Origin of the sequence: Saccharopolyspora indica, assembly GCF_027853965.1 — a bacterium.
GTDB classification, from domain to species: Bacteria; Actinomycetota; Actinomycetes; order Mycobacteriales; family Pseudonocardiaceae; genus Saccharopolyspora; species Saccharopolyspora indica.
In genome coordinates, this window is sequence record NZ_JAQGLB010000004.1 from 472269 (window position 1) to 494965 (window position 22697).

The window sequence follows — 22697 nt, forward strand, 5'->3', positions numbered from 1 at the left end:
AGAAGAAGCATGAGCCTGCACATCGACACCAACAAGGTGCGCGACATCCTGGACAGGTTCCACCAGGAGAACAACAAGATGCAGCAGCTGATCGACCAGGTGATCCAGGACGGCAACGGCCTGGCGCAGGTCTCGGACGGTGCGTGGAAGAACGCCTGGGCCGAGGCCCAGGGCAAGGTGAACGCGGCCAAGGGCAAGATGCAGGAGTCCTTCGGCAAGGCGACCCTGATCCTCCAGGACATGAGCGACGGCCAGATCAACACCGACTTCAAGAACGCCGCCGGCTTCTAGGCGCTCGGTGAACCATGGCTGAAATCGCCCACGACAAGTCCGCGACGGACGCGTACCGCAAGTTGTTCGAGGAGTGCCGCCTGGAGCTCACCGGTGACAAGGACATCATCGCCCTCCAGGGCACCTTCGACATCCTCGCCGGGAAGACGGAACAGGGCAAGCGCGTCGCGGAGCAGTTCAAGCGGTGCCGGGAGGCCCTCACCACGCAGGTGATGGAGTTCGCGAACAAGACGTTGGTCGAACTGAGCCAGAAGCTCGACACCGTTGACCAGAACGTCGAGACCACGACGGACGAGAACTCGAAGAAGGCGGAAACCACCCCCGTCACCTTCTGAAACCGGCCTCCGGCCGGTCTTGGCGAACCGGCCGGAGGCGCGGCGCGCGGCCCGGGAAAATCACGGAGGTTCTGGGCGATGCCCTGGGAAGATGTGCTGGACACCTTTGCGGAAACCGCTGTCACCAAGCGCGACGAGCTGACTGCGAAGCAGTGGATATTGACAGTGGACTACGACAACTCCGCCGAGGGCGTGTCCAAGGACTGGGACTACACCGGCAAGCAGAATTCCACGAAAGACAGGGGCACGTCCGGGTTCGACATCGTGGCGGTTGCGGCGAGCGATGTCAGAGCGGGCGGCGGGGCGCGGGTCGGCGTGAAGTTGAACTGGCCGGAGTTCGACAACCCCAGCGGCCCGTGGGCGAAGATCCTGAGCGTGGGCGGGACCGTGCTCGATCCCCTGGTCGGCAGCCCGAACCAGAACCAGGTGCTCAGCTTCCCGAGCTTCACCAACGCCATCAACTCGTTGACCAACGCTGCCAACACCATGCAGAGATGGGCCGACAGGTTCGCCGAAGAGGCCAAGAACGTCGAATCGAACGGCAACTTCAAGGGCGAGACCGCGAAGTCCTTCCAGAGCATGATGCAGAACGGCAGCACGTCGTTGCAGCAATTCGCCAAGACCATCGGCGACCCGGTCATGCTCAACGCATTGGCGGAGAGCCGGGACAAGTACTTCCAAGAAGTCGCGGAGATGCTCCAGGGGTTCATCTCGTGGCGGGATCACGAAAGCAATCTGATGTCGCCCGCGGCGGCCGTGCAGAAGGCTTTCAACGACAACGTGCGGGGAGTCACGGTCGAGCGGCCGAACGCGTTCGAGAACCTCCAGGTCAAGACGATCCACACGAGCTGGGGCGACTTCGAGATCCGCGATTCCTGGGAGGAGAACCTGCGCGGCAACATCGAGCGAGCCGCGAAGGACCTCTGGCTGGGGCACTTCGCCGGGCACCTCGATCCACCGCCGAACACCTACCACGGCCCGTTGGTGCAGAACCTGCAGACCACGGCCAACCGGATCAACGACAGCCCGAAGATCGAACCGTTCGCGTCCACTCACAACGCACAGCAGAACGAACTGCAGAAGCAGCTCGACGACTTCAAGAAGCAGTACGGCGACCAGCAGAAGAGCCTGCAGGACTCCCTGAAGGAGCAGCAGGACCAGCAGAAGCAGGAGCTGCAGGACCTGCAGTCGCAGAACGATCTGCAGAGCCAGGACGACCTGGAGAACTTGAAGAACCAGGGCGGCGCGGGAGATCTGCAGAACGAGCTCGGCGAGCAGGGCGGCGGTTCGGAGACCTCGGAGCTCAACGGAGGCGCCGGGCCGGACGCGGACCTGACCGGCGGGGACACCGACGTCGACGCCCCGGAACTCGACGGGCTGGACGAGAACAACGGGCTCGGCGGGAGCACGTCGGAAACGCTGGGCCTGACCAGCGGCAACGGCGACGACCAGTTCGCCGGCGGGCCCGTGCCGCACGGGCTCGGAGGAGGGCCGATCACCTCCGGCCTGAACTCGTCGGGCAACGGGTTGGGAGGCGGCCCGGACGGGTTCGGCCAGAGCTCGATCTTCACGCCCGACGGCGAGCTCGTGCGCGGCCCCGACGGAACCCCGCTGTCGGTGCCCAACGGGTCCACGATCAACCCCGACGGCACCATCACCAAGCCGGACGGCACGAAGGTGCTCGGCCCGGACGGCAAGCCGCTGGTGGTGCCGGAGGGCTCCTCGATCAAGCCCAACACCGCGATGCTCAACCCCAACGGCAGCCAGTACACCGACGCCAACGGCAACCCGCTCTACGGGCCGCGCGGGTCCTACCTCAGCCCGACCGGGCACATGCTGGACCAGAACGGACGGATGATCTTCGGACCCGGCGGCAAGCCGATCACCGTCCCCGACGCGGTGAACCACAACAAGCTCGCGCTCAACAACCCCGGCGTGGGCAAGAAGTTCGCCTTGTCGCCCGGTGACATCAGCGACCCGATGAAGCGGGCCACGATGAACAGTTCGGCGCTCAACGAGAAGCTGAGCAAGCCGTTCTCGATGGCCACCGAGACGTCTGGCCTCGGCGGCCGCGGCGGCCAGAACGGCCAGCAGCCGATGATGCCACCACCGGCGATGGGCGGCGGTGCGGGCGGCCAGAACGAGCAGAAGCGGCAGTCGAGCACCTGGTTGCAGGAGGAAGAGGAGACCTGGGGAGTCGCGCACGGCTTCACCGGTCCCATCGGCCGCTGACGACCAGCCGACCGACCGCGCGGTCACCGGAATGTGAGGAGCACGGGATGAACTTCGGCAGCTTGCAGTCGCAGCTCGACGAGACGCTCGCCGAGCTGAACAAGCAGCGCGAGGAGCTGCAGCGGGTCGAAGACGACCTGTCCAAGCGGACCGCCTCGGTGCGCTCGAAGGACCGGATGGTGACGGCGACGGTCGGCGTCGGCGGTGAACTGTCCAAACTGGAGTTCCACGACGAGCGGTACCGCTCGATGCCCAAGGCTGAGCTGGCCGCGGCGATCGTGAAGATCGTGTCCGAGGCCCAGCGGCAGCTGCAATCGGAGATCAACGAGGCGATTCGGCCGCACCTGGGCGACACCGCTGAGCTGCGCAAGCAGTTCCGCGACGAGTCGCCGTGGGGCGACTTCCTGGCCCCGCTGCTGGACATGCAGCAGGAGGCCTCGTCCTGGCTGAAGGAGAACAACCGCAATGCCAGGTGACAACGAGATCATCGCCATCCCGGTCGACCTGAAGCACAAGTTCGCCGCGCTCGGCTCCTCCGAGCGGGCCCTCAAGCGGGCCTGCGAGATCTGGGAGGGGATGGACGCCGAGCTCCAGGTGGCCGCGGGCAACGACGACGAGACCGCCCGGTCCATCAAGAAGGAGGCCAAGAACCTGAACAGCAACATCACCGCGATGCTCGACTCGCTCAGCCAGCTGTTCAACCTGACCACGGTGAAGGGCCAGAAAGCGGCCGACAACCACGAGAAGCAGTCCGACTACAACTCGCAGTCGGCGAACAGCATCGAGACCGGGAGCTGACGGCTCCAGCAGCAGACCACCCCGAGGTGGGGTGAGGCGATCGGGAAGGGGATGTGCTCGGCCGTGGCGTTGTACATCCCACCCGAACACGCTGAAGCGTTCGCCGGGCTCACCGGCTCGCAGTGGCCGGAGGCCGACGAGGACCGGCTTCGGGCGCTGGCCGAGGAGTACCAGGACCTGGCCGGTGAGCTCGAATCGCTGCAGACCCACCTGCACGAGTTCGTCAACGCCATCAAGAACTCCACCGAGGGCGAGTTCGCGAAGGCCTTCGGCGAGTACGCCAACCAGTACATCACCCCCGGCAAGGAGGGGCAGATCCCGCTGGAGACGGCCGTCAAGGGCGCCCGCGGGATGTACAAGTACCTGCGAAACGTCGCCGCGCAGGTCGAGTACATGAAGATCCAGGCCATCGCGCAGCTGATCTTCATGGCGATCGAGATCGCGATCGCCATCGCGCTGGCGGTGCCCACCGGCGGGCTCTCGCTGCTGAAGATCGCCTCGATCAGAGCCCTCGCGCAGGCCGTGCTCCGGCTGCTGATGCAGCTGCTCATCGCGACGATCATCTCGCTGGTGATGGAGACGATCTTCGCCGCGATCCTGGACGCCGCCACCCAGCAGTGGCAGATCGACCAGGGGCTGCGCGATGGGTGGGATCAGGACCTCACCGATGCGGCGATGAAGGGTGCGGCGATCTCCGGTGCGCTCGGCGGTATCGCCTCGCTGGGCGCGCAGGCCTTGGGCAAGACCCTGACCAAGCTGTTGGGCAAGGCGTTCAACAGCAAGTTCATGAACAAGATGGTGCCGTTCAACAAGATCGGCAGCAAGCTGCAGGACTTCGACGTCTTCCTGGGCAAGGGTGTCAAGGACGCCTTCGGCGAGCAGAACGCCAAGTTCGGGGCCGGTATGGCGTCGACGACCAAGAACTTCTCGACCTACATGATGACCGGGTTCGGAAACCCGAAGATCGCCAACTTCTCCGGCATCAAGGGCCTCGGCAAGCTCAGCGCCGGTGCGGGCCACAACTTCAAGAACCAGCTCGGCGAGGTGTTCGCCAAGAACTTCGGCGAGAACTTGGGCGAGCAGCAGGCCAAGAAGGTGGGCGAGCAGGTCGCCGAGAAGATCACCAAGAACATCGGCAAGAACCCGGTCCACGTGCTGTCGAAGGAACTCGACGAGGTGCTTGCCCCGTACCAGAAGGAGTTGGGCGAGAAAACCGTCGAGTCGCTGGTCAAGAAGTACCCGGAGGCCATCCAGCAGGCGGTCAAGGACCACCACAAACCCGGCAAGCTGTTCATGCTCGGCACCTCGGTGCTGGGATCACCGGTGCACGGCGCGCACGGCGTGCTCAGCGAGGGCTTCAACAACCTGTTCTTCGGCGACGAGAAAGAGTTCAAGGTCAGCTGGTACAGCTTCACCGGTGGCGCGGTGATGGGTGCCGCCGAGTCGCTGGGCGAGCAGTTCGTCGGCGATCCGCTCTCGGACAAGCTCAAGGAAGCGGTGTGGGGACCTCCGGGCATGTCCACTTCGGACGGGGCGACCGGTGCCAACGTCCCGACCGAGTCCGACGCGACCAAGCTCGGCGGATCGCCCACCGGGGGCGACCAGCCGACCGGCGGCGACAGCTCGAACGGTGATGGCTCGTCGTCGACCGAGCACAAGTCCGCGGCCGAGGACGACGCGATCCAGTGGTGGATGGCCGACACCGAGAACTCCTCGGAGGGCCTCGGCGAGTTCCCGGGCAGCACCGGTTCGCAGCACTCCGCACCGGACAGCATCGTCACCGAAACCGGCCCGGGCGACGACCGGAGCAGCTCTCCCGACGACTTCGACGGTGACGTGCTCGAATTGGACGAGCACGGGAACCTCGGCACCGACCTGCAGCAGTCCGAGGTGCAGGGCAACGACCAGCAGGCCGTGACCACGCCGTCCGGTGTCGCACCGCCGACCCAGGTCCAGACGACGGCGGGCCCGCAGCCCAACCAGGCCGCCACGCCGAACACGCAGGTCACGCCGAAGGCGGGCGGCCCGAGCGCCTCGCTGCACGACCCGGCCCCGGCGAACCACTCCGCCCAGACCTCGCCGAACGCCGGGAACACCCCGGAACAGCCCGTCTCCCAGCCGACGACGTCCGTCCCCGAATCCGGATCCGCCCCGACGACGGACAACGGCTCGCCGAACACCACCTCCGGCGACCAGCACCAGCCGACGCCGGTCGTGACCAGCTCCGAGCCGAACACCTACAGCGCGCAGACCGACACCGGGCACTCGACGGAACTCCCCGACGCGGACAACCCGAATCCGGCCGAATCCCGCCCCGAGCAGCACAACGTCGACGAGTGGCAGGAGGATCCTGGGAAGCCGCGCTTCGTCCCCCCGGAAGAGCACGAGCAGTTCCAGCGGAACATGCTCAACATCGACCTGCTGGGTACGACGCCGGACGAGCACGCCGCGCTGAACGACGAACTGGGCGCTGCCGACGACGTGCCCGCGACGACGTCGTTGCTGGACAACGGGATGTTCATCGCCGAGCAGGACTCGAACCCGGACACCGTCCTGGAACCGGACCTGTTCGGCCTGCTCGACCCGGCGCCGTCGTTCGTGCCCACCGATGGCTACGGGCCCGGCTTCGAGAACCTCACCGCGCAGCAGGGAGTTCACCTGCTGGAGCAGCTCGACCTCGCGCACGCGGCGCCCCGCGATCCCGCTCAGCTGGACTTCGAGCCGCTGATCCCACCGGGTCTCGCCGCGGAGGAGCTGGTCGGCAGCCCGGTCCCGGTGGCCGTCCACCACCCCACCGCCCAGCAGTGGGCCCCCGCCAGCACCACGCCGCTGCCGAAGCAGCTGGAGATGCCGCACGTGCGGCACTCGATCTGGCTCGGCGGCCCGATCACCGACCTCACCTCGGCCGCCACCGGCAAGGCCACGATGATGGCGAACCTGGAGCACTCGGCCAAGGAGCTCGGCGCCCAGGGCAAGGTCGTGCTCTGGACCGACGTGCCGCGGGACCAGTTCGCCAACCCGCCGACGCAAGCCGTCCTCGACATGAAGACGTGGGCGCAGGACAACGGCGTGATCCTGGCGAACGTCCACGAGGTGTTCAACGCGGCAGCGCCGATGAAGCTGCAGCAACCGTTCCAGTCCGAGATGGTGAAGAACACCAAGGCCGGTTACGCCGCGGCCAGCGACATCCTGCGGATGGAACTGCTCAAGCGCTTCGGCGGCGTGTACAGCGACGGCGAGTACCGCACCGGAAAGGACTACTTCGCCGCGGCCGCTCAGGTGGCCACCAGCGGGCCGGGCTACGGCGTGCACGTCCTCGACAACAGCAACGCGGGCAACGACCTCTTCGTGATGGGCAAGGGGCACCCGTTCGCGGACTTCTACCTGGACCACCTCGGCGCCAACTACCTCAAGACGCAGTCCGAGCTGGTCCCGGCGTTCCAGCAGAACCTCGACGCGGAGGCCGGTCCGCGCCCGTACCACGACTACGCCCTCAACATCTTCCCCGCGCGCCGCCACACCGTGATGTTCCAGACCGGCCCCAACGCCATGGAAGCGATGGCCGCGGAACTCGGTCTCGGCGGGGTGAAGGGGTTCCCGCAGTCGCCGAGCGATGCGATGCGCAGCGGCAGCTCCTGGACCAAACCGGAGTCGTCGGCCCCGACCGTCGGTGCCGACGACCTGCCCGCGTCCATCGCGCTGACCAAGAACGTGGTCCAGACGCTGGTGAAGGAGCTGCACAGCCGCGGCGGGGACCTGCACCTGACGCTGGTGAACGAGCTGGTGTCCAAGCACGAGCGGCCGGACATCATCTGGACCGCGGCGATCGGCTACCTCGCCTCCCACCCGGAGCTGGCGAACCTGGTCACCAGCGTCACCGACGTCACGACGGTGTCCGACAAGGGCGGCGGCTTCCACGAGGAGAAGGTCGAGCTGCCCCCGCAGGCCTTGAAGCACCTGCAGTTCGGCCCCGGCGACCGGACGCACTCGCTCGCCGAGTTCTCCCGGCCCGCCACGATGGTCCAGCCCGACGCGGCGGGCACCGAAACCTCCCCGCTGACCTTCTTCGACGGCGAGGACACCGCGACGACCTCGAACGAGGCCTCGACCAGCGCGAATCCGGTCGAGCTGTCCTGGGGCGGGCTCACGGAGGACACCGTCCAAGCGATCTACGACGTCCAGCAGGGCGTGGCCGACGAGGTGCAGGAGTCCCTGCACGCGGCCGGTACGACGACCACGACCGTCCTGCAGTCGCGCGACAACGGGTTCGTCGTCGACGTCGAGCACTTCCCGGTCCAGCGCGACCCGGACTGGCCCATCAAGCAGGCGGCGCTGCAGAAGGCGCTGGACCGGATGGACGGCGCGGGCTTCCGGCTCCCCGGGAAGCTGACCGTGTCGGTCGCCGCCCCCAAGGTCGACGGCGTGCTGACGCAGATGATGCACCTTCGCGACGGCGAGGGGAATCCGAGCTGGCACATGTTCCTGGGGCCGAGCGTCTTCGCCGACAACGATCCCAACCCGGGCACGGACAAGATCGTTCGCGGCGGCGCCGGGGATCGCGGGTTGCGCGGTGTCGCCCACCGGGTGGCCGAGGCGGTGTCGGTGAACTCGCTGCTGAAGCGGATCCGCGGCGCGGGCAAGTTCAACTCGGATTCGGTCGCCTACAAGACCGCGATCGCCGAGGCCACCGTCGTGCACGAGCTCGGGCACGCGCTGCACACCGCGAACAACCCCACCGAGTTCCTGCTGGCCCAGCACAAGGCGATGACCAAGCAGGGCGAGTCGAAGCCCGGGCAGAGCGCGATGGATGTCAGCCACTACGCGACGCGCAACGGCCTGGAGTTCGTCGCGGAGGTCTTCACCGCCAGCGCCTTCGGCGAGAAGCTGAGCCCGAAAGTCGTCGCCGAGTACGAGAAGCTGGGCGGTGCGCCGCTGAAACAGGCAGCGCACGACGGCAAGCGCCGGTTCGGCAAGCTGACCTTCTTCGACGGCGAGGACACCGCGACGACGCCGAAGGAGGCCTCGACCAGCGTCGATGCGCCCGGCAGCGCGCACCAGGACTCGGTGGAGGAATCCGCCGGTGAGCAGCTGGTGGACTTCGACGACGTCCAGCCGGTCGAGGAGTTCCTCAAGGACTTCGGCACGTTCTCGGACGCCCCGAAGCTGGAGGTGCCCGAGCACGGTGCCGGTGACCTGCGGGAGAACTTCCAGCAGACGCTGGACCTCTTGCAGGAGCTGCCGCCGGACGTTCCCACCAGCCTGGTCCGGGACGGGTTCATCGCGGCGCGCAACACGCGGCTGCTGCGGATGTTCGACGTCGTGCCGGGGCCCGGTGGCGGGCTGAGCCGGAAGGACGCGGCCGAGCAGCTCGCCGGGAAGGTGGTGCAGAAGCTGCCGTTCACCAACTCGGTGGCGGTGAACTCCCTGCGCGACCAGTTCACCCACCTCGTCATCAACCGGGGCGAGATGGGGTTCTTGCAGGACCTCTCCCAGGGCAAGCTGTTCATGGTCGACACGCAGGAGGTGACCGCCGACGGCGTCGGGACCGTCCAGAAGGACATCGTCCTGACGCTGGAGTTCACCGGCCTCCACCAGGCCGAAGCGGACACGAACGTCCAGCAGAAGAGCGTCACCGAATCCAGCACCAAGTTCGAGCAGAGCGTCGAGAACGCCCGGAAGACGGCGTTCAACGGCGTGATCGGTGCGGCGCTGAGCGCGGCTCAGGCCGTCATCGGCGTGACTCCCACCCTCACCACCGGCGGGGAGCGCGGGAACAAGTACGGCTCCCGCTACTCCGACGACGTGTCGGGCACGATGAAGCTCAGCTCGGCGAAGAAGACCTTCGACGTCGACGCCGTGCTGCACTGGGAGGAATTGACCAAGTCCGGCGACACCGGCCCCACCGGGCAGGCGCCGTTCGGTCCCGCGCTGGTGGCCTACCCGAAGGAGAACGTCGGCCCGGCCGTCGACGCGGTGCGCACCAGCACGCCCAGCCGCGCCGACGCGGTGGACCTGCCGACCAAGCTGACCGAGCTGGTCGCCGCGATCGACATGGTCAAGCTCGGCGACCTGCACAAGCACGTGCTCAGCAACGTGCAGGACAGCGTCCGGCAGGACAAGGTGCTGTGGCACAACCTCAGCGACAGCATCAACGCGGGCAGGTTCGAGGAGGCCTCCGCGCACTCGCTGCCGCACGGGTTCTCCATCACCCACAAGTCCGAGCACGGCCAGCTGCTGCCCCAGTTCCGGTTCTGGCAGAGCACCAAGCCCGCCGAGGTCACCGCGCACTTCAAGCCGAAGTTCCGCGGCTACGAGGACCTGGGGCCGTTCACCGGAAACGTCGGGACCGACTCCCGCAGCACCTTGGAGGACCTGCAGGAGAGCAGCACCACGATGGGCGCCGAACCCGGCATCCGGGTGGGCGGTGCGGGCGAGATCCTGCCGAACGTGCAGATCGCACCGACCGCCCACATCGGTGCCGGGGCGACCAGCAAGCACACCGACACCAACAAGGTGGCCTGGTCGGACAAGCAGAAGCTGCTGGAGGCCGGGCCCCCGATGCGGCTCGTCCGGCTGGACGCGAGCTTCCAGGTGGATCTGGAGACGCGGGAGTTCGGCGCCGCGAAGACCGTCACGAAGGACCTGGGCGAGAGCCGCGACGGGGCCTACTACGTGACCGTCGAGGAGTCGAAGTACCAGGCGCTGGTCGAGGAGCTCGACGCCGCGCTGGCGAACCAGAAGCCCGAGCCGGCGGAACCGACGCCGAAGCCCGAGCTGGACCCGCAGCGGAAGAAGGCGCTGAGCGACGCGGTGTCCAACGACGGCCTGGTCAGCGGTCTGAAGTACATCCACCAGGCCGACCAGGTCTTCGACAAGACCCTCGACCTGATCACCGGCCACCTGGAGAAGCAGGGCGTCGAGCTGACCGCGGCCGACCTGCGCGACCTCAAGCGCCAGCTCTCCGGGCTCAACGCCCGCGACCTGGCCGCCAAGTTCAACCGGTTCACCCACTCCGACGGCGAGCTCCCCGACCAGCCCCTGAAGCTGACGGTCGACCACGGGAAGCGGCACTACCAGATCACCGTCGACGGCGTGCTGGGCGAGGTGCTCGCCGAGCACCGGAAGACCAACCTCGTCTCCACCGGGACCAGCTCCTACAGCACGAGCTGGCGGGAGCGGGACAAGAACACCGTCGGCATCCGCGGCACGCTGTCCGCGCTCGTGCGCGCCCGGCTGTCCTCGGAGGGCTACGGGCGCCCGAACTACGTCGGCGCCGGGCTCACCGCCCAGGTCAAGGGCGAGGTCCACAGGCTCGGCGGCCACCTGTCCGCGTTCGGGCACGAGGACAAGGTCAAGTACACCGGGCCGGGCAGCGTCGTGGAGCGCGGCGTCACCTTCCACGTCCAGGTCGAGGAGACCCTGGACGTCGGTCTCGGCGACCGCGTGAAGAAGGCGGTGACCAAGTCGGGCGACCTGGTGGCGGTCGCGCAGTCGCAGATCAAGACCGACCTCGGGAAGGTGCAGGTCGACGCGGTCACCGGTCACCAGGTGCCGGACTTCCTGATCGACGCGCAGGCCGAGCTCACCGGCGAGGCTGTCGAGGAGCACCTGCAGCAGAACGCGAAGGAGCTGCGCGGCGGCGTGCTGGTCTGGTCGCCGGACCACTACCAGCAGCTCAACCGCGAGTTCAAGGACCTGCAGACCAAGCTCGGCAACGACTCGAAGCTGTGGCTCACCAAGAAGTACGCGAACGCCGTCGACCTGACCCGCCAGTGGTTCGACGTCGCCCAGCAGTCCGCTGGCCAGGCCCCGCAGACGCGCAACCTCGGCGCGGAGCGCGGCTACCTGTTCGACCGGCGCGGCGCGGGCACCGTCGAGTTCAAGTACTTCAACCCCACCCCGCTGCCCGTCGTCGAGGGCATGACGTGGCAGCACGTCAACACCAGCGAGAAGTCGGTGCACGACGGCGAAGGCGCGGGCATCGCGGGCGACGCGGGAATCTCGGTCCTGTTCGGCGCGGGCGAGTTCGGGCTGAGCGCCGGTTACCAGGCCGAGCGGGGCGACCGCGACACCTACTCCGGCGCGGGGAAGGTGACCAGCGCGCCCACCCCCTCGCCGGTCCTGCTGTACAAGGCGGACCAGCTGGCCACGATGAGCTGGGCCACCTGGCAGGAGCTCTGGGGCCAGAGCAGCAACCACGGCGCGGACGTCGCGCCCAAGCTGGTCAAGGCCACCCAGGACCACGTCGAAGTCCTGTTCCCGAACAGCTCGGTGGTCGCGGTGACCGCGGAACAGGCGGTGGCGCAGGGACTCCCGCTCCCCGATGGCTGGCAGCCGCCGACGGTCGAGCCCGTCGCGATGCCCGACGGGGTGCCGGTGCTCAACGGGCTCGGGCACGGCCTGGACAAGGACGTCAAGGTCCTCGACTTCTCCTTGACGGACGAGGAGAACCTGGCCGACCAGGTGACGAAGACGCTCGAGAAGCACTTCTCGAAGCTCGCACCGCCCACGGCCGACAACGCCCAGACGCCGGACCCCGCGGGCGGCAACACCAAGCCGTCGGCGTTCGGCGCGATCCTCCGGGCCAACGGGCTGAACGGGCTGCACAGCACCGGTGTGGTCCAGCAGATCCTCAAGGGCGGCTGGGAGCACACCTTCACCCGGGGCAACTTCTTCTCCGGCAGCACCCGCTACACGGTGAAGATCACCTTCGAACCGGACGGCAACCCGGTGCAGCTGGTCCACCACCCGGCCTCCGACAACCCGGTTCCGCCGGTCCAGAAGCCCACCGGCGGTTCGGCGGAGACCTCCGGCAGCAGCGCGGTGGAGCACCAGGGCTCCCGGTCGGTCAAGTTCACCGTCGGCGGCGTCGGGCGCCCGATGGTCCCCAGCGGCAGCGGCAGCACCGGACCCGCCGTGGTGGCCGGCGGGCACCTCTCCGACGGCGTCGAGGTCAGCAACACGGTCACCGACAACTACCAGCACCGCAGCCGCACCGGTGACGCGGCGCAGTTCGAGCAGCCGGGCAAGTTCAAGATCGAGCTGATCAAGGTGTCCAAGCCCGCGCTGCTGGTGAGCGAGCTGACCAACGGCCACGCGGGCAGCGAGCGCTTCCGGAACCCGGACTCGCGGACGGTGCACACCGACGCCTTCGCCGGCAAGGTCCGCCTGGAAGTGCCGGAGGGGCTGCTGAACACCGGCACCGCGGCCCAGGCGCAGGGCGTCGCGGCGCAGCTGGACCCGGAGACCGGCAAGGTGCCCGGGGAGATCACCGACGAGGTGCGCGGATCGTCGTTCACCCTGGCCAAGGTGGTGCCCGGCGATCTCGCGGCGAAGGTCGGCGCATTGATCGGGAAGTCCGGGCACCGCGAGCACAGCGCGTTCTCGCCGGGCACGGAGCACCGGGCGAAGCTGGACGCCCTGCTGTCCACGGACGTGCTGCTGGGCAACGCGCACGAGTTCGCAGGCCCGGACGGGCACGCCGTGAAGTTCGAGCTGCCCGAGGGAACCCGCAACGAGCAGATCGAGCTCAAGGTCAAGATGCGGTTCGCGAACCCGGTGCACGACGCGAGCTGGGACCTGCCCGCCACGCAGCAGAAGCACGACCAGAAGCGCGCCACGGACTACGCCGAGACCGAGGAGCAGGCCGCTTACGCCGGGCTCGGGTACGCGGCGATGCAGCCGCCCGCCAACAACAACGCCGCGATCCAGCTCAACTACAAGGGCGCGGGCCGGAACGGTGACCAGAGCACCTTCAAGCTGGAGGGCAACGAGAAGGTCTCCAAGGCGACGCTGGAGCGCTTCCACTCCGACGTGATCTACGAGATCGAGGTGCACAAGCAGCTCCGCGGCGGGGGATGGACGAAGGTCGGCGGCGAGACGCTGCTGTACGAGAAGAGCGCGGCGTTCGACCTCGACCCCGCGGACGCGGCGAAGTTCCGCCCGAACGACACCCCGGCTGCGACGTTCTGGGACGGCGCCGGTGACAGCCCGACGAGCACCGACATCCCGGCCAACGCCGACGAGCTGACCGGCGGTGACCCGGAGTACGCCGCCTACGTCGCGAACCTGCTGGAACTGGCGGACGCCGAAACTCCCGAAGCGTTCGACGCGATCGTGCAGTCCCTGCAGAACGGCCTGCCGCGGCCCGACGCGCTGACCGCGTCCAACGAGAGCCTGAACCTCTCGGAGCTGGAGTTCGGCACGCCGATCCAGGCGCATGCGCAGTCGTTGCGCGGCAGCTCGGACGAGCAGACCGGTTCACCGGTCGAATCCCTCTCGCCGAGCCAGCTCGCGGCGATGGAGCACGACATCAGGGAACGGCTGGCGCGGCTGCACCGCTCGGTGCACTTCGACGCGCGCACCCCGGTTCCGCTGGCCCGGGACAACGCGGTCACCACCGACGCCGGGCTGGTCGCCGTCGGCGAGCAGTCGGTCGGCGACCCGACCGCGGCCGGCGAGAAGCTGGTCGACATGATCGTGGGCGCGGTCGAGGGCAGCCTGGCCAAACCGCTCACCCAGGCCGAGCAGGCCGCACTGGACGCGCTGCCCGAGCACCTGGCGAAGCTCGCGGCGGGCGACGGGCTCACCGGGTTGCTGAGCAAGAAGATCTGGCTCCCGCTGGGCGGCGGCCGGAACCTGTCGCTGGACCTGATCCCCAACTCGGCCACCCACCTGGCGAACTTCGATCCGGGCAGCCCGGTGCAGAAGGCCGTGCTGGAGACGACCCCCTCGACCGGCGCCTCCGCCAGCCACGCGCACAAGACCGGGGTGAACCTGACCGGCGGGGTCATCGCCGATGTCGCCTCCGGCGGCCTGCTGTACGTGCTGCCGCTGGTCAACATGTCCGGGGAGACCACCAACAAGGTCGGCACCACCCAGACCGAGAGCAACCTGCACGTGCGCAAGACCCGGTTCACCGATGTCTTCGACGTCGGCTTCGACGTGCGCACCACGCTGCACCAGGCCGGTGCCGACCCGGTCGCGGTGACCGGAAAGCTGCCGGAGAAGATCCAGCTCGCCTACCCGGCCGAGGCGGTCGGCCCGGAGAGCACCGAAGCGCCGCACCTGCTGCCGCCCGGCGGGCAGGCCAAGCCGCTGCCCGCCGACGTGCTGACCCTCATCGCCAACGTGGAGGGCTACACCGATCTCCGCGACTTCCAGGACACCGTCCTCACCGGGATCGCCAATGCCGTGCCGCACGCCGGCGGGCTGATCAAGAACCACGCCGACCGGCTCTCCGACGCCGGCCTGATGGACAACTACCTGCGCGGCGTGGCCGCGAAGCTGTCCGTCCAGGTTTCCGGTGTCGTGCCGAAGGACCCGAACCGCCCGGCGGTCGCGCAGCTCGGTCCGAAGGCCGACGCGGTCGCCCGGTACGTGCGGAACAAGATCGCCAGCAACGACCACCGGATCGACCTGAAGACGACCGGCGAACTCCACCTGACGGCGTTCCAGAAGGTGAGCACCGCCGAGATCGACGCGGGCACCACGCACCGGAACAGCTTCGGAACCAACTCCGGCGTCACGAGCACCGGCGGTTTCCTGGCCGGTGTCACCGTCCGGGGGCTCCAAGCGATCGAGAGCCTCATGGCCAAGGTGCACGGGCGGAAGGGGCAGGTCGGCGCCAACTTCGACCTGAGGATGAGCGCGAACCAGAGCAAGGGCGTCACCGCGGGCACCAAGGCGTTCTTCAAGGAGAAGAGCTTCCACACCGCGGAGGCCACCCGGTACCGGCTGGACCTGCGGGTGGACCACACCACCTCGATCGAGGTCGGCGGCAAGGCGCGCCCGGACAAGCCCGAGGGCAGCCACGTGATCAGCGCCTACGTCTGGGTGCGCAACACCGACGTCACCAAGTTCGAGAACCTGCTCGACGCCTCGATGGCAGACGCGCCGCACCGTCCGCCGCTGCCCGCACCGTCCGCCCTCACCCCGGAGCTCAAGCGGGACCTCCGGACGCTGACCGGCAACGGCAGGCTGACCGATCTGCGGCACCTGCACGGTTCCGGGCAGGTGCTGGACAACGCGCTCGGCGCGGTGCGCGACCTGCTGCTCCGGGACACCTCGCTGACCGCCGAGCAGCGGTTGAAGCTCTACGACGAAGCCCGCGAGAAGCTCGCCGACCTGGACCCGGTGAAGCTGGTGCGCGCGGGCCACAAGATCGGCACCACCTCGATCAGCACCGAGGTCGAGCTCAACGGCCACACCTACGTGGTGCACAGCGACCAGTCGCCGGGCGAGGCGGTCGCGGAGTTCGCGGAGCAGCTGGCGAAGCAGGACATCCCGCTGGGCGACCAGGAGTGGCTGGAGGTCCTCGACCAGCTGGAGGCGAACCAGCGGGCCCGCGCCCGGGACGAGAACGCCCACACCGTCGAGTTCGACCTCGGCGGCAAGAAGGTCGAGGTGTCGCTCACCGGCAGGCCCAAGGACATCCGGTCGGCCGAGCACATCGAGCACGCCTCGCTGTCCAGCACCCGGGGCACCGAGGCGTCGGCGAGCAACAGCGTCAGCAACGACTTCTCGCTGAGCGGCGTGCTCAACGCCCGGTTCCGGATCCAGCACGCCACGGAAGGCGTGGCCAGCCGCCTGTACTTCAACCTCAACGGCGGTGGTCGGATCCGGGGTTCGGCGAACACCGGGTCGACCGCCGGGTCGGCCGCCGCCCACGAGATCAAGGCCGCCTACAACGGCCCGGCGGTGCTGTTGCAGCAGGACCTCGACCTGGACGTCAAGGTCGCGGTGACCGGCAAGAACGGCGCCGAGCGGACCTACAACAGCACGGTCGGGACCGTCGCCGAGTACCTGGTCCCGGAGTTCAAGGCGGCCCACGCCGACGAACTGCACGCCGGGACCACCGAGATCCTCGCGGCCGATGCCGACCTCACCGCGCTGGGACCGCAGCTCGGACCGGGCAAGGCGATGATCCTCTCCTCGCCGGTGGAGAAGGTCAAACAGCTGTTCCAGACGTACTCGAAGGACCTCCAGCTCGCCGGTGCCGCCGGGCAGAAGTCGTACTGGGGCAACTGGATCGACAAGAACGAGCAGCTGCCCGCCGTGCGCGGGGCGACGGCGATCGCCTCGAAGCTGCTGCCCTTCGGCAGGGGCCCGAAGTTCCACGTCCCGACCGATCCCGACGCCTTCGCGACCGCGCTGGCCGCGGCGGAGCACGGGCCTCAGCTGCTGGCCAAGGGAATCAAGCCGGGCTTCTGGGGGCACTACGACCTGGTCGTCTCCGAGAGCGCGAACGTCAAGCTGTACGGCTCCAAGGTGATCGGCGAGATCCCGCCGGACGTGCTGAAGATCAGCAGCGCGAACAAGCTGAGCAGCAACGCGGCCTTCAACCACGGGGACTCGATCGGCGGTGGCGGCGACCTGCACGTCGGCGTGGGCGGCCTCGACGGCGTCGTCACCTACAGCAAGAGCACCGGCACCGGGGAGACGTCGTCGCGCAGCGGGTGGTGGAAGACGACCCAGCAGGTGGCGCCGGGGGAGAAGCTGGTCATGGTGCTGGCCCACGCCGTGGTGGACCAGCAGGTCAACGCGGGCCAGCACGCGCTGCACAGCGATGCGCTCAACCCGTACCCGGCGCACGGCAGCACCCTGACCAAGAGCTACCTGCTGCGCGATTCCCACGTGCTGGTGATGACCGAGCGCGACGCCAACGCCTGGCTGGAGAACTCGTTCACCCCGCCACCGCCCGGGACGCTGCGCCCGACGCCGGGCCTGGCCGACCTCGGCAAGTCGGTCAGCGCCGACATCACCGTCCAGGAGCTGGCCGCCGGGCAGCCGCTGGGCAAGCCGTTCCTGGACGCGCTCGCCCAGCACGCGCCCGCCCTGGTGCGCGACGAGAACCAGGTCGCGGTGGAGCTGATCAAGCAGCTCGACCACCCCGCCGTGCAGCAGGAACTGCTCAACGGGGGCAAGACGCTCAACTTCCGCGCGGGCAAGAAGTGGGGCGGGCGGTTCTTCGGCCTGCACGTCTGGGCCGAACCGGCGCCCGGTTGGAAGGAGCACCAGCAGTCGGTGGTCCGGCCGCTGCCCGGCAGCAAGGCCGTCACCGAGAACCAGCGCTCCGAGGGCGAGCAGCACACGCTCTCGTCGACCACGAGCAAGGCCGGGACCCTGGCGTTCAACGTCCTGCCCGGCACCGACGATCCGCTGGTGTTCCCCGGCCCGTCGGCGCAGTTCGGCAAGAGCAGCTTCAAGTCCACCGAGCTGTCGACCGGGTTCGCCCAGCAGCACGGTTCGCGCAGCGAGCGCAGCGACGCCGACGTCGAGGTCGACGTGCCGGTCACGCTGCACTACGAGATCAAGCAGTACAGCGTCGGCTCCTACCTGTACGAGACGATCGCGCCCAGCTACTTCCGGAAGATGCAGGCCACGCCGGTGCCGATGCCCGAGGGCACCGGCACGGCACCCGCCATGGCGAAGCTGCGGATGCCGGAGTACCTGCTGGACCTGCCCAGCACCGGCAGCGCGCTGCGGCCGGGCGGGTTCCCCGCGGAGAAGCAGGGCGAGGACCTCACCGCGAAGGTGCGCGGCGCGAAGTCGCTGCAGGTGGTCAAGCAGAACCTCGACGGGGTCGTGGACCTGGCCGCCGAGGTCATCGGCAAGGCGGCCAAGTCGGGCGAGAAGGTGCTCCCGGCCGCGCAGCGATTCGCCGGTCCGGCCAGCCCGCACCGCAAGCAGCTGGAAGAGCTGCTCTCCGCCGCGGCGATGGTCAGCGATCCCCAGGCCTTCATGAAGGGCGAGGTCGTCACCTCCATGCAGCTGGCCGAGAAGTTCTTCGCCAGCGACTACGTGGTCGGCTTGAAGTACCAGCTGGACAAGCCCGTCCTGGTGGAGCAGGTGGGCACCAGCGGCGGCGAATCGTTGCAGGGCGGGGTGTTCTCCTCGGCGGAGACGACGTCCAAGAGCACCGGTCTCGTGCACGGGGCGGGCGAAGTGACGATGCGCGACATCGGCTACATCTCCCCGGACGTCGTCGACAGTCACAAGCACACCACGACATCGGAGAGCAACGACGGGATCGACCTGCAGGGCCGGACCAGGAGCGGCGGCGAAACCCGCTACGTGTACGCCTTCGACGTCCAGTACACCGCGGCGGCGTGGGTGGTCTCGGCCTTCGGCGAGACGAACCACCACCAGGACGCGGTGCGCGATGGTGGTCTCCTGCTGTCCTTCACGAAGGAGGAAGCCGAGGCCATGGGCCTGCCGCTCCCGCAGGAGCCGGGCCAGAACGCGTGGGATCAGCAGACCGAGAACGCGTCGCACGACGGTGATCCGGTCCCGGACGGCCAGCAGCTGTTCGTCGACGTGCTGAACACCGAACCGGCGAACAGCCCGGACCGGGACGACGACGTGGTCGAGGGCCTCGTCGACGGCAAGACCGTCCAGTTCAAGGTGAACGAGTTCGAGTCGCACGAGCTGCGGGACAAGAACGGCGAGCTGTTCGGCGTCTCGTTCGCCGAGGGCGAGCAGCTCAAGGCCGCCCAGAACTGGGCGGCCAAGAGCGATGCCGCACCGGCGGCGAACTACTCCGTTCCCCTCGCCGACCTGCACGAGGTCAGCGAGGCGATGCAGAAGCCGGACCGGGGCGACCACCTGAAGCCCGTGGACTGGGGCTCCGGCCGGGGCACGTTCGTCATCAACGCCCACGCGACCGAGAAGCACTTCACCGTCGTGCACAGCGACGGCAGCAAGGTGAAGCTGCGCGGCGACGCCTTCGCCAAGGTCGTGAAGCACTCCGGGTACTTCACCGCGAACCAGAACCGCGACTACCTCATGCTGGCCTGCAAGTCCGGCAAGCTCACCGGGCCCGGCGGATCGGCCTACGACTTCCAGCAGGCGCTCGCCCAGTTCGACAGCGGCGCGGTGCGCGCGCCGAGCAGCAAGGTGGCCACCATGCTGCTCGATTCGGTCCCCGTCACCGTGCTGAACGAGGGCGGCGACTGGAACACCTTCGGCGACGCGACCCCGACCACGACCGCGACCAACGCGGGCGAGGCGACGCAGCAGCACTCCGCGCAAGAAGTGCAGTGGTACGACGACGACTCGGCGATGGACGAGGACGGCGAACCGCCGCAGGACATGGACACCGACACCACGCCGGTCCAGAGCGTGGAGAACGAGGTCTTCAGCGCCCTCTCCGGTGGCCGCACCTCGGCGAACACGACCGGTGAGCCGATGGACGCCGTCGCGGAATCGAGCACAGCCACCACCAGCACCGACCCGGAAGCCCTGCAGCAGCCGCCGTTCAACGGGGAGTGGAACGACCACCTGAACGAGAAGGACATCACCGGCGGTTTCGTGCAGACCGAGCCGGGCATCACCGCGTTCCGGTGGCTGGACGAGAACCCGGCGCTGGTGCTGGAGTACGGGCTCCAGCCCAAGGACGCGAGCTACTCGGACTCGATCGAAACCCACGTGACCACCACTGGCAAGACGCAGTTCGTCTCGACCACGATGGACGAGGGCTACTGGCACAACAAGCGGCGGTACCGCTACGAGATCCGCGCGCCGCGGCCCGGGATCGACATCGAGAAGACCTTCAAGAAGCGCGCCATCAGCTGGTCGGCGGCATCGTGGGAGAAGGAAGCCGCCTTCCTCGGCACGATCCGGCCGGAGGACATCGTCGAGGTCGCGGAGGTCGACGAGACCGGTGCGCCGAAGACCATCATCTGGTCGGCGGAGAACGGGCCGCCGGAGTCCAACCCGCGGCCCGCGATCCGGGACATCGAGCTGGAAGGGCCATCGGACCGGACGCCGAACAACACCAGGAAGAACAGCCCGGAGATCGTCGCCGAGGACTTGGTCGAAGCGGCGGTCCGGGCGTACAAGGCCGAGCACCGGAGGGCCCCGGACCTGGACGAATCGCGGCTGGCGGCGTACCGCGGCCGCTACGAGAACGCCTTCCGCAACGGCGACCGCGCCGAAGTCGATCAGGTGCGGCAGGACCTGCACGACGAAATGCGCGGCGTCGACCCCGACCGCGGCACCGGTGCGGACGAAGGCCCATCGCGCAAGCGGGCCCGCCACTCGGACGACGTGCCGGACCAGGACTCCGCGATGCAGGAGCCGGCCGAGCAGCACTCGCCGGAGCAGGGCACCAGCCACGCGGACGACGCCTCGCCGCAGGACGGCCGCCGGGAGGAGTGGCAGCAGAAGTACGAGGAACTGTCGAAGATCGTGGAGCGGGGCAAGTTCCCGGCCGCCGATCCTTACCGGGCGATGAAGATCGCCGACCAGGCCAACGTGAAGTACGTGGGCATCGAGGACTACGAGGGCAGCCAGCGGTACATGCGCCACCTCGCGATGATCGAGTACGTGCGCGCCGAGGTCGCCGCGGTGGCCGACGACGCGGCCGGCGACGCGGCGGCGCTGGACTTCGCCAAGGGCCTCGTGGAATTCAGCGGGGACTACGACAACAGGCCGCGGCTCAGCGGCGGTGCGCGAGGCGAAGGCGCCACCCCGCCGCAGCAATCGGCGTCCACGTCGGCACAAGCATCGGCATCCGGATCCCAGCAGCAGACGCCCGCCCCGGCAGGGGGATCGGCGTCGGCCCAGCAGCACGGACCCGACTGGGGCGCGCCCACGCAGTTCAAGAACGAGGACGGCGAGGACGTCGGCTACTTCGTGAAGGCCCGCAACAGCGATCAGGTGCTGCTCGTGGACAAGGTCGGCGCGGCCCACCTCGGCACCTGGCGCGACGGGGGCGAGGACGACGTGCGGCTGGCGTTCCAGCACTGGCACGACGGGAAGGCGGGGAACCCCGATCTGTACTTCCGCGAGTTGAAGTACCTGCCGAGCACCGGTGAGATCAGCCTGATCGACGCGGTCGAGACGGGTTTCCTGGTGCACGGGAGCACCGATCTGCCCGAAGACCTCTCCGATGCGCCGCCGACCAAGTCCACATCGGACGGGACGATGTACTACGCGCGGCCCGACACCGGCGCGTTCAACTTCTCGCCGCTGGCGCTGGGCGGGAAGAAGAAGCTCTCCCCGGGCAACTTCCAGCTCGCGCAGGACAGCAGCGAGAGCTGGCTGGCACCGCACTTTCGGGACGGTCACCTCGTCCAGTACAGCGCGGACGGGCGCTGGACCCGCACCGCGCACCAGAACGGCGCGGTCGACATCACCGCGGTCGACGTCGCGGACACCGACCTCAAGGCGAAGGTCGTCAACGGCGGGTACGTGTGGCTGACCGGGACGGTCGAGGCGGCGACCACCGCGATCGGCAAGTACATCCCGGTGGAACCCGGCAACGACGTGACGACCTTCGGGTGGACGAGCAACCAGCCGCCCGCGGCGGTCGTCGACATCCCGGTCGACCTGGTCCTGCCGCGTCCGGAGGTGCTGGTGAACCCGAAGCTGACCTTCCGGATCGACCGGCGTTCACCGGCCGAGATCCTCAGCAGCGCCAGCCCGGAGGCGCTCAAATTCCCCGGATTCCACCCTCTCAACGCGGCGAACACGACGGCCGGCCGCAACATCTCGCTGATCGAGTACGCCGCCGAGAACAAGCGCTCCATGTACGTCAGCGCCACGTTCAGCGCGAACCTGCAGATCCGCAACTCGGACTGGCGGTACTGGATCTTCGCGCCCGGTGGCATCGACCTGAACAAGACGCTGTCCTTCGGTTCGAAGAAGCCGCAGGAACGCGAGGTCACCTTCGCCGGTGGTGTCGACGAGAAGTTCGTCATGGGCTACGAGTACGCGGCGAAGGATCCGGGCAAGTTCGCGGGGAAGCCCTACCGCAACGGCGACTTCGAGCTGAACCCCCGGGCGTTCGAAGGCATGCCGCCGGAGTACCTGGCCCAGGCGGCCGCGCAGGTGATCGAAACGCAAGTCGACGCCTACCTGGAGTCGAAGTCCAAGCGGCGGCGCATCGCGGTGGTCGACAAGACCGGGCTGGAGGTGTTCGCCGAGCCGCTGAGGCAGGCGTTGGAGAACCGGGACGCGGCGGAGTTCAGCAGGGTGCTCGCGGAGCTGCGCGCCAAGATCGCCGCTCAGGGGACGCCCGCCTAGCCCGGTTCCGGG

At 68.4% G+C, this 22697-nt stretch carries 6 protein-coding genes; all 6 read left to right on the forward strand.

Annotation, left to right across the window (positions count from 1 at the left end):
* Positions 1–9: 9 nt before the first annotated feature.
* Positions 10–291, forward strand: coding sequence for a hypothetical protein (locus OU416_RS12870; RefSeq protein WP_270927126.1), 282 nt, complete (start codon positions 10–12; stop codon positions 289–291).
* A 14-nt stretch (positions 292–305) separates the two neighbouring features.
* Positions 306–626 carry a hypothetical protein gene (locus tag OU416_RS12875; protein WP_093354465.1) on the forward strand — a complete coding sequence of 107 codons (321 nt, stop codon included), beginning with the start codon at positions 306–308 and terminating at the stop codon, positions 624–626.
* Between the two features lie 78 nt (positions 627–704).
* Positions 705–2858, forward strand: coding sequence for a hypothetical protein (locus OU416_RS12880; RefSeq protein WP_270927127.1), 2154 nt, complete (start codon positions 705–707; stop codon positions 2856–2858).
* A 47-nt stretch (positions 2859–2905) separates the two neighbouring features.
* On the forward strand, positions 2906–3334 hold the full coding sequence (locus OU416_RS12885) for a YbaB/EbfC family nucleoid-associated protein (RefSeq protein ID WP_270927128.1): 429 nt from the start codon (positions 2906–2908) through the stop codon (positions 3332–3334).
* Entirely contained in the window at positions 3324–3656 is a 333-nt protein-coding gene (locus tag OU416_RS12890; protein WP_270927129.1) for a hypothetical protein, read from the forward strand. Before OU416_RS12885 ends, OU416_RS12890 begins: the two co-directional genes overlap by 11 nt.
* Positions 3657–3719: 63 nt before the next feature.
* A complete protein-coding gene (locus OU416_RS12895; RefSeq protein WP_270927130.1) occupies positions 3720–22685 on the forward strand; it encodes a scabin-related ADP-ribosyltransferase in 18966 nt (6321 codons plus the stop codon).
* Positions 22686–22697 lie beyond the last annotated feature (12 nt).

Excerpts from the sequence above, each read along its gene's own strand:
- OU416_RS12870 (WP_270927126.1), top strand. The coding sequence starts at position 10 with ATGAGCCTGCACATCGACACCAACAAGGTGCGCGACATCCTGGACAGG.
- OU416_RS12875 (WP_093354465.1), top strand. The coding sequence starts at position 306 with ATGGCTGAAATCGCCCACGACAAGTCCGCGACGGACGCGTACCGCAAG.
- OU416_RS12880 (WP_270927127.1), top strand. The coding sequence starts at position 705 with ATGCCCTGGGAAGATGTGCTGGACACCTTTGCGGAAACCGCTGTCACC.
- OU416_RS12885 (WP_270927128.1), top strand. The coding sequence starts at position 2,906 with ATGAACTTCGGCAGCTTGCAGTCGCAGCTCGACGAGACGCTCGCCGAG.
- OU416_RS12890 (WP_270927129.1), top strand. The coding sequence starts at position 3,324 with ATGCCAGGTGACAACGAGATCATCGCCATCCCGGTCGACCTGAAGCAC.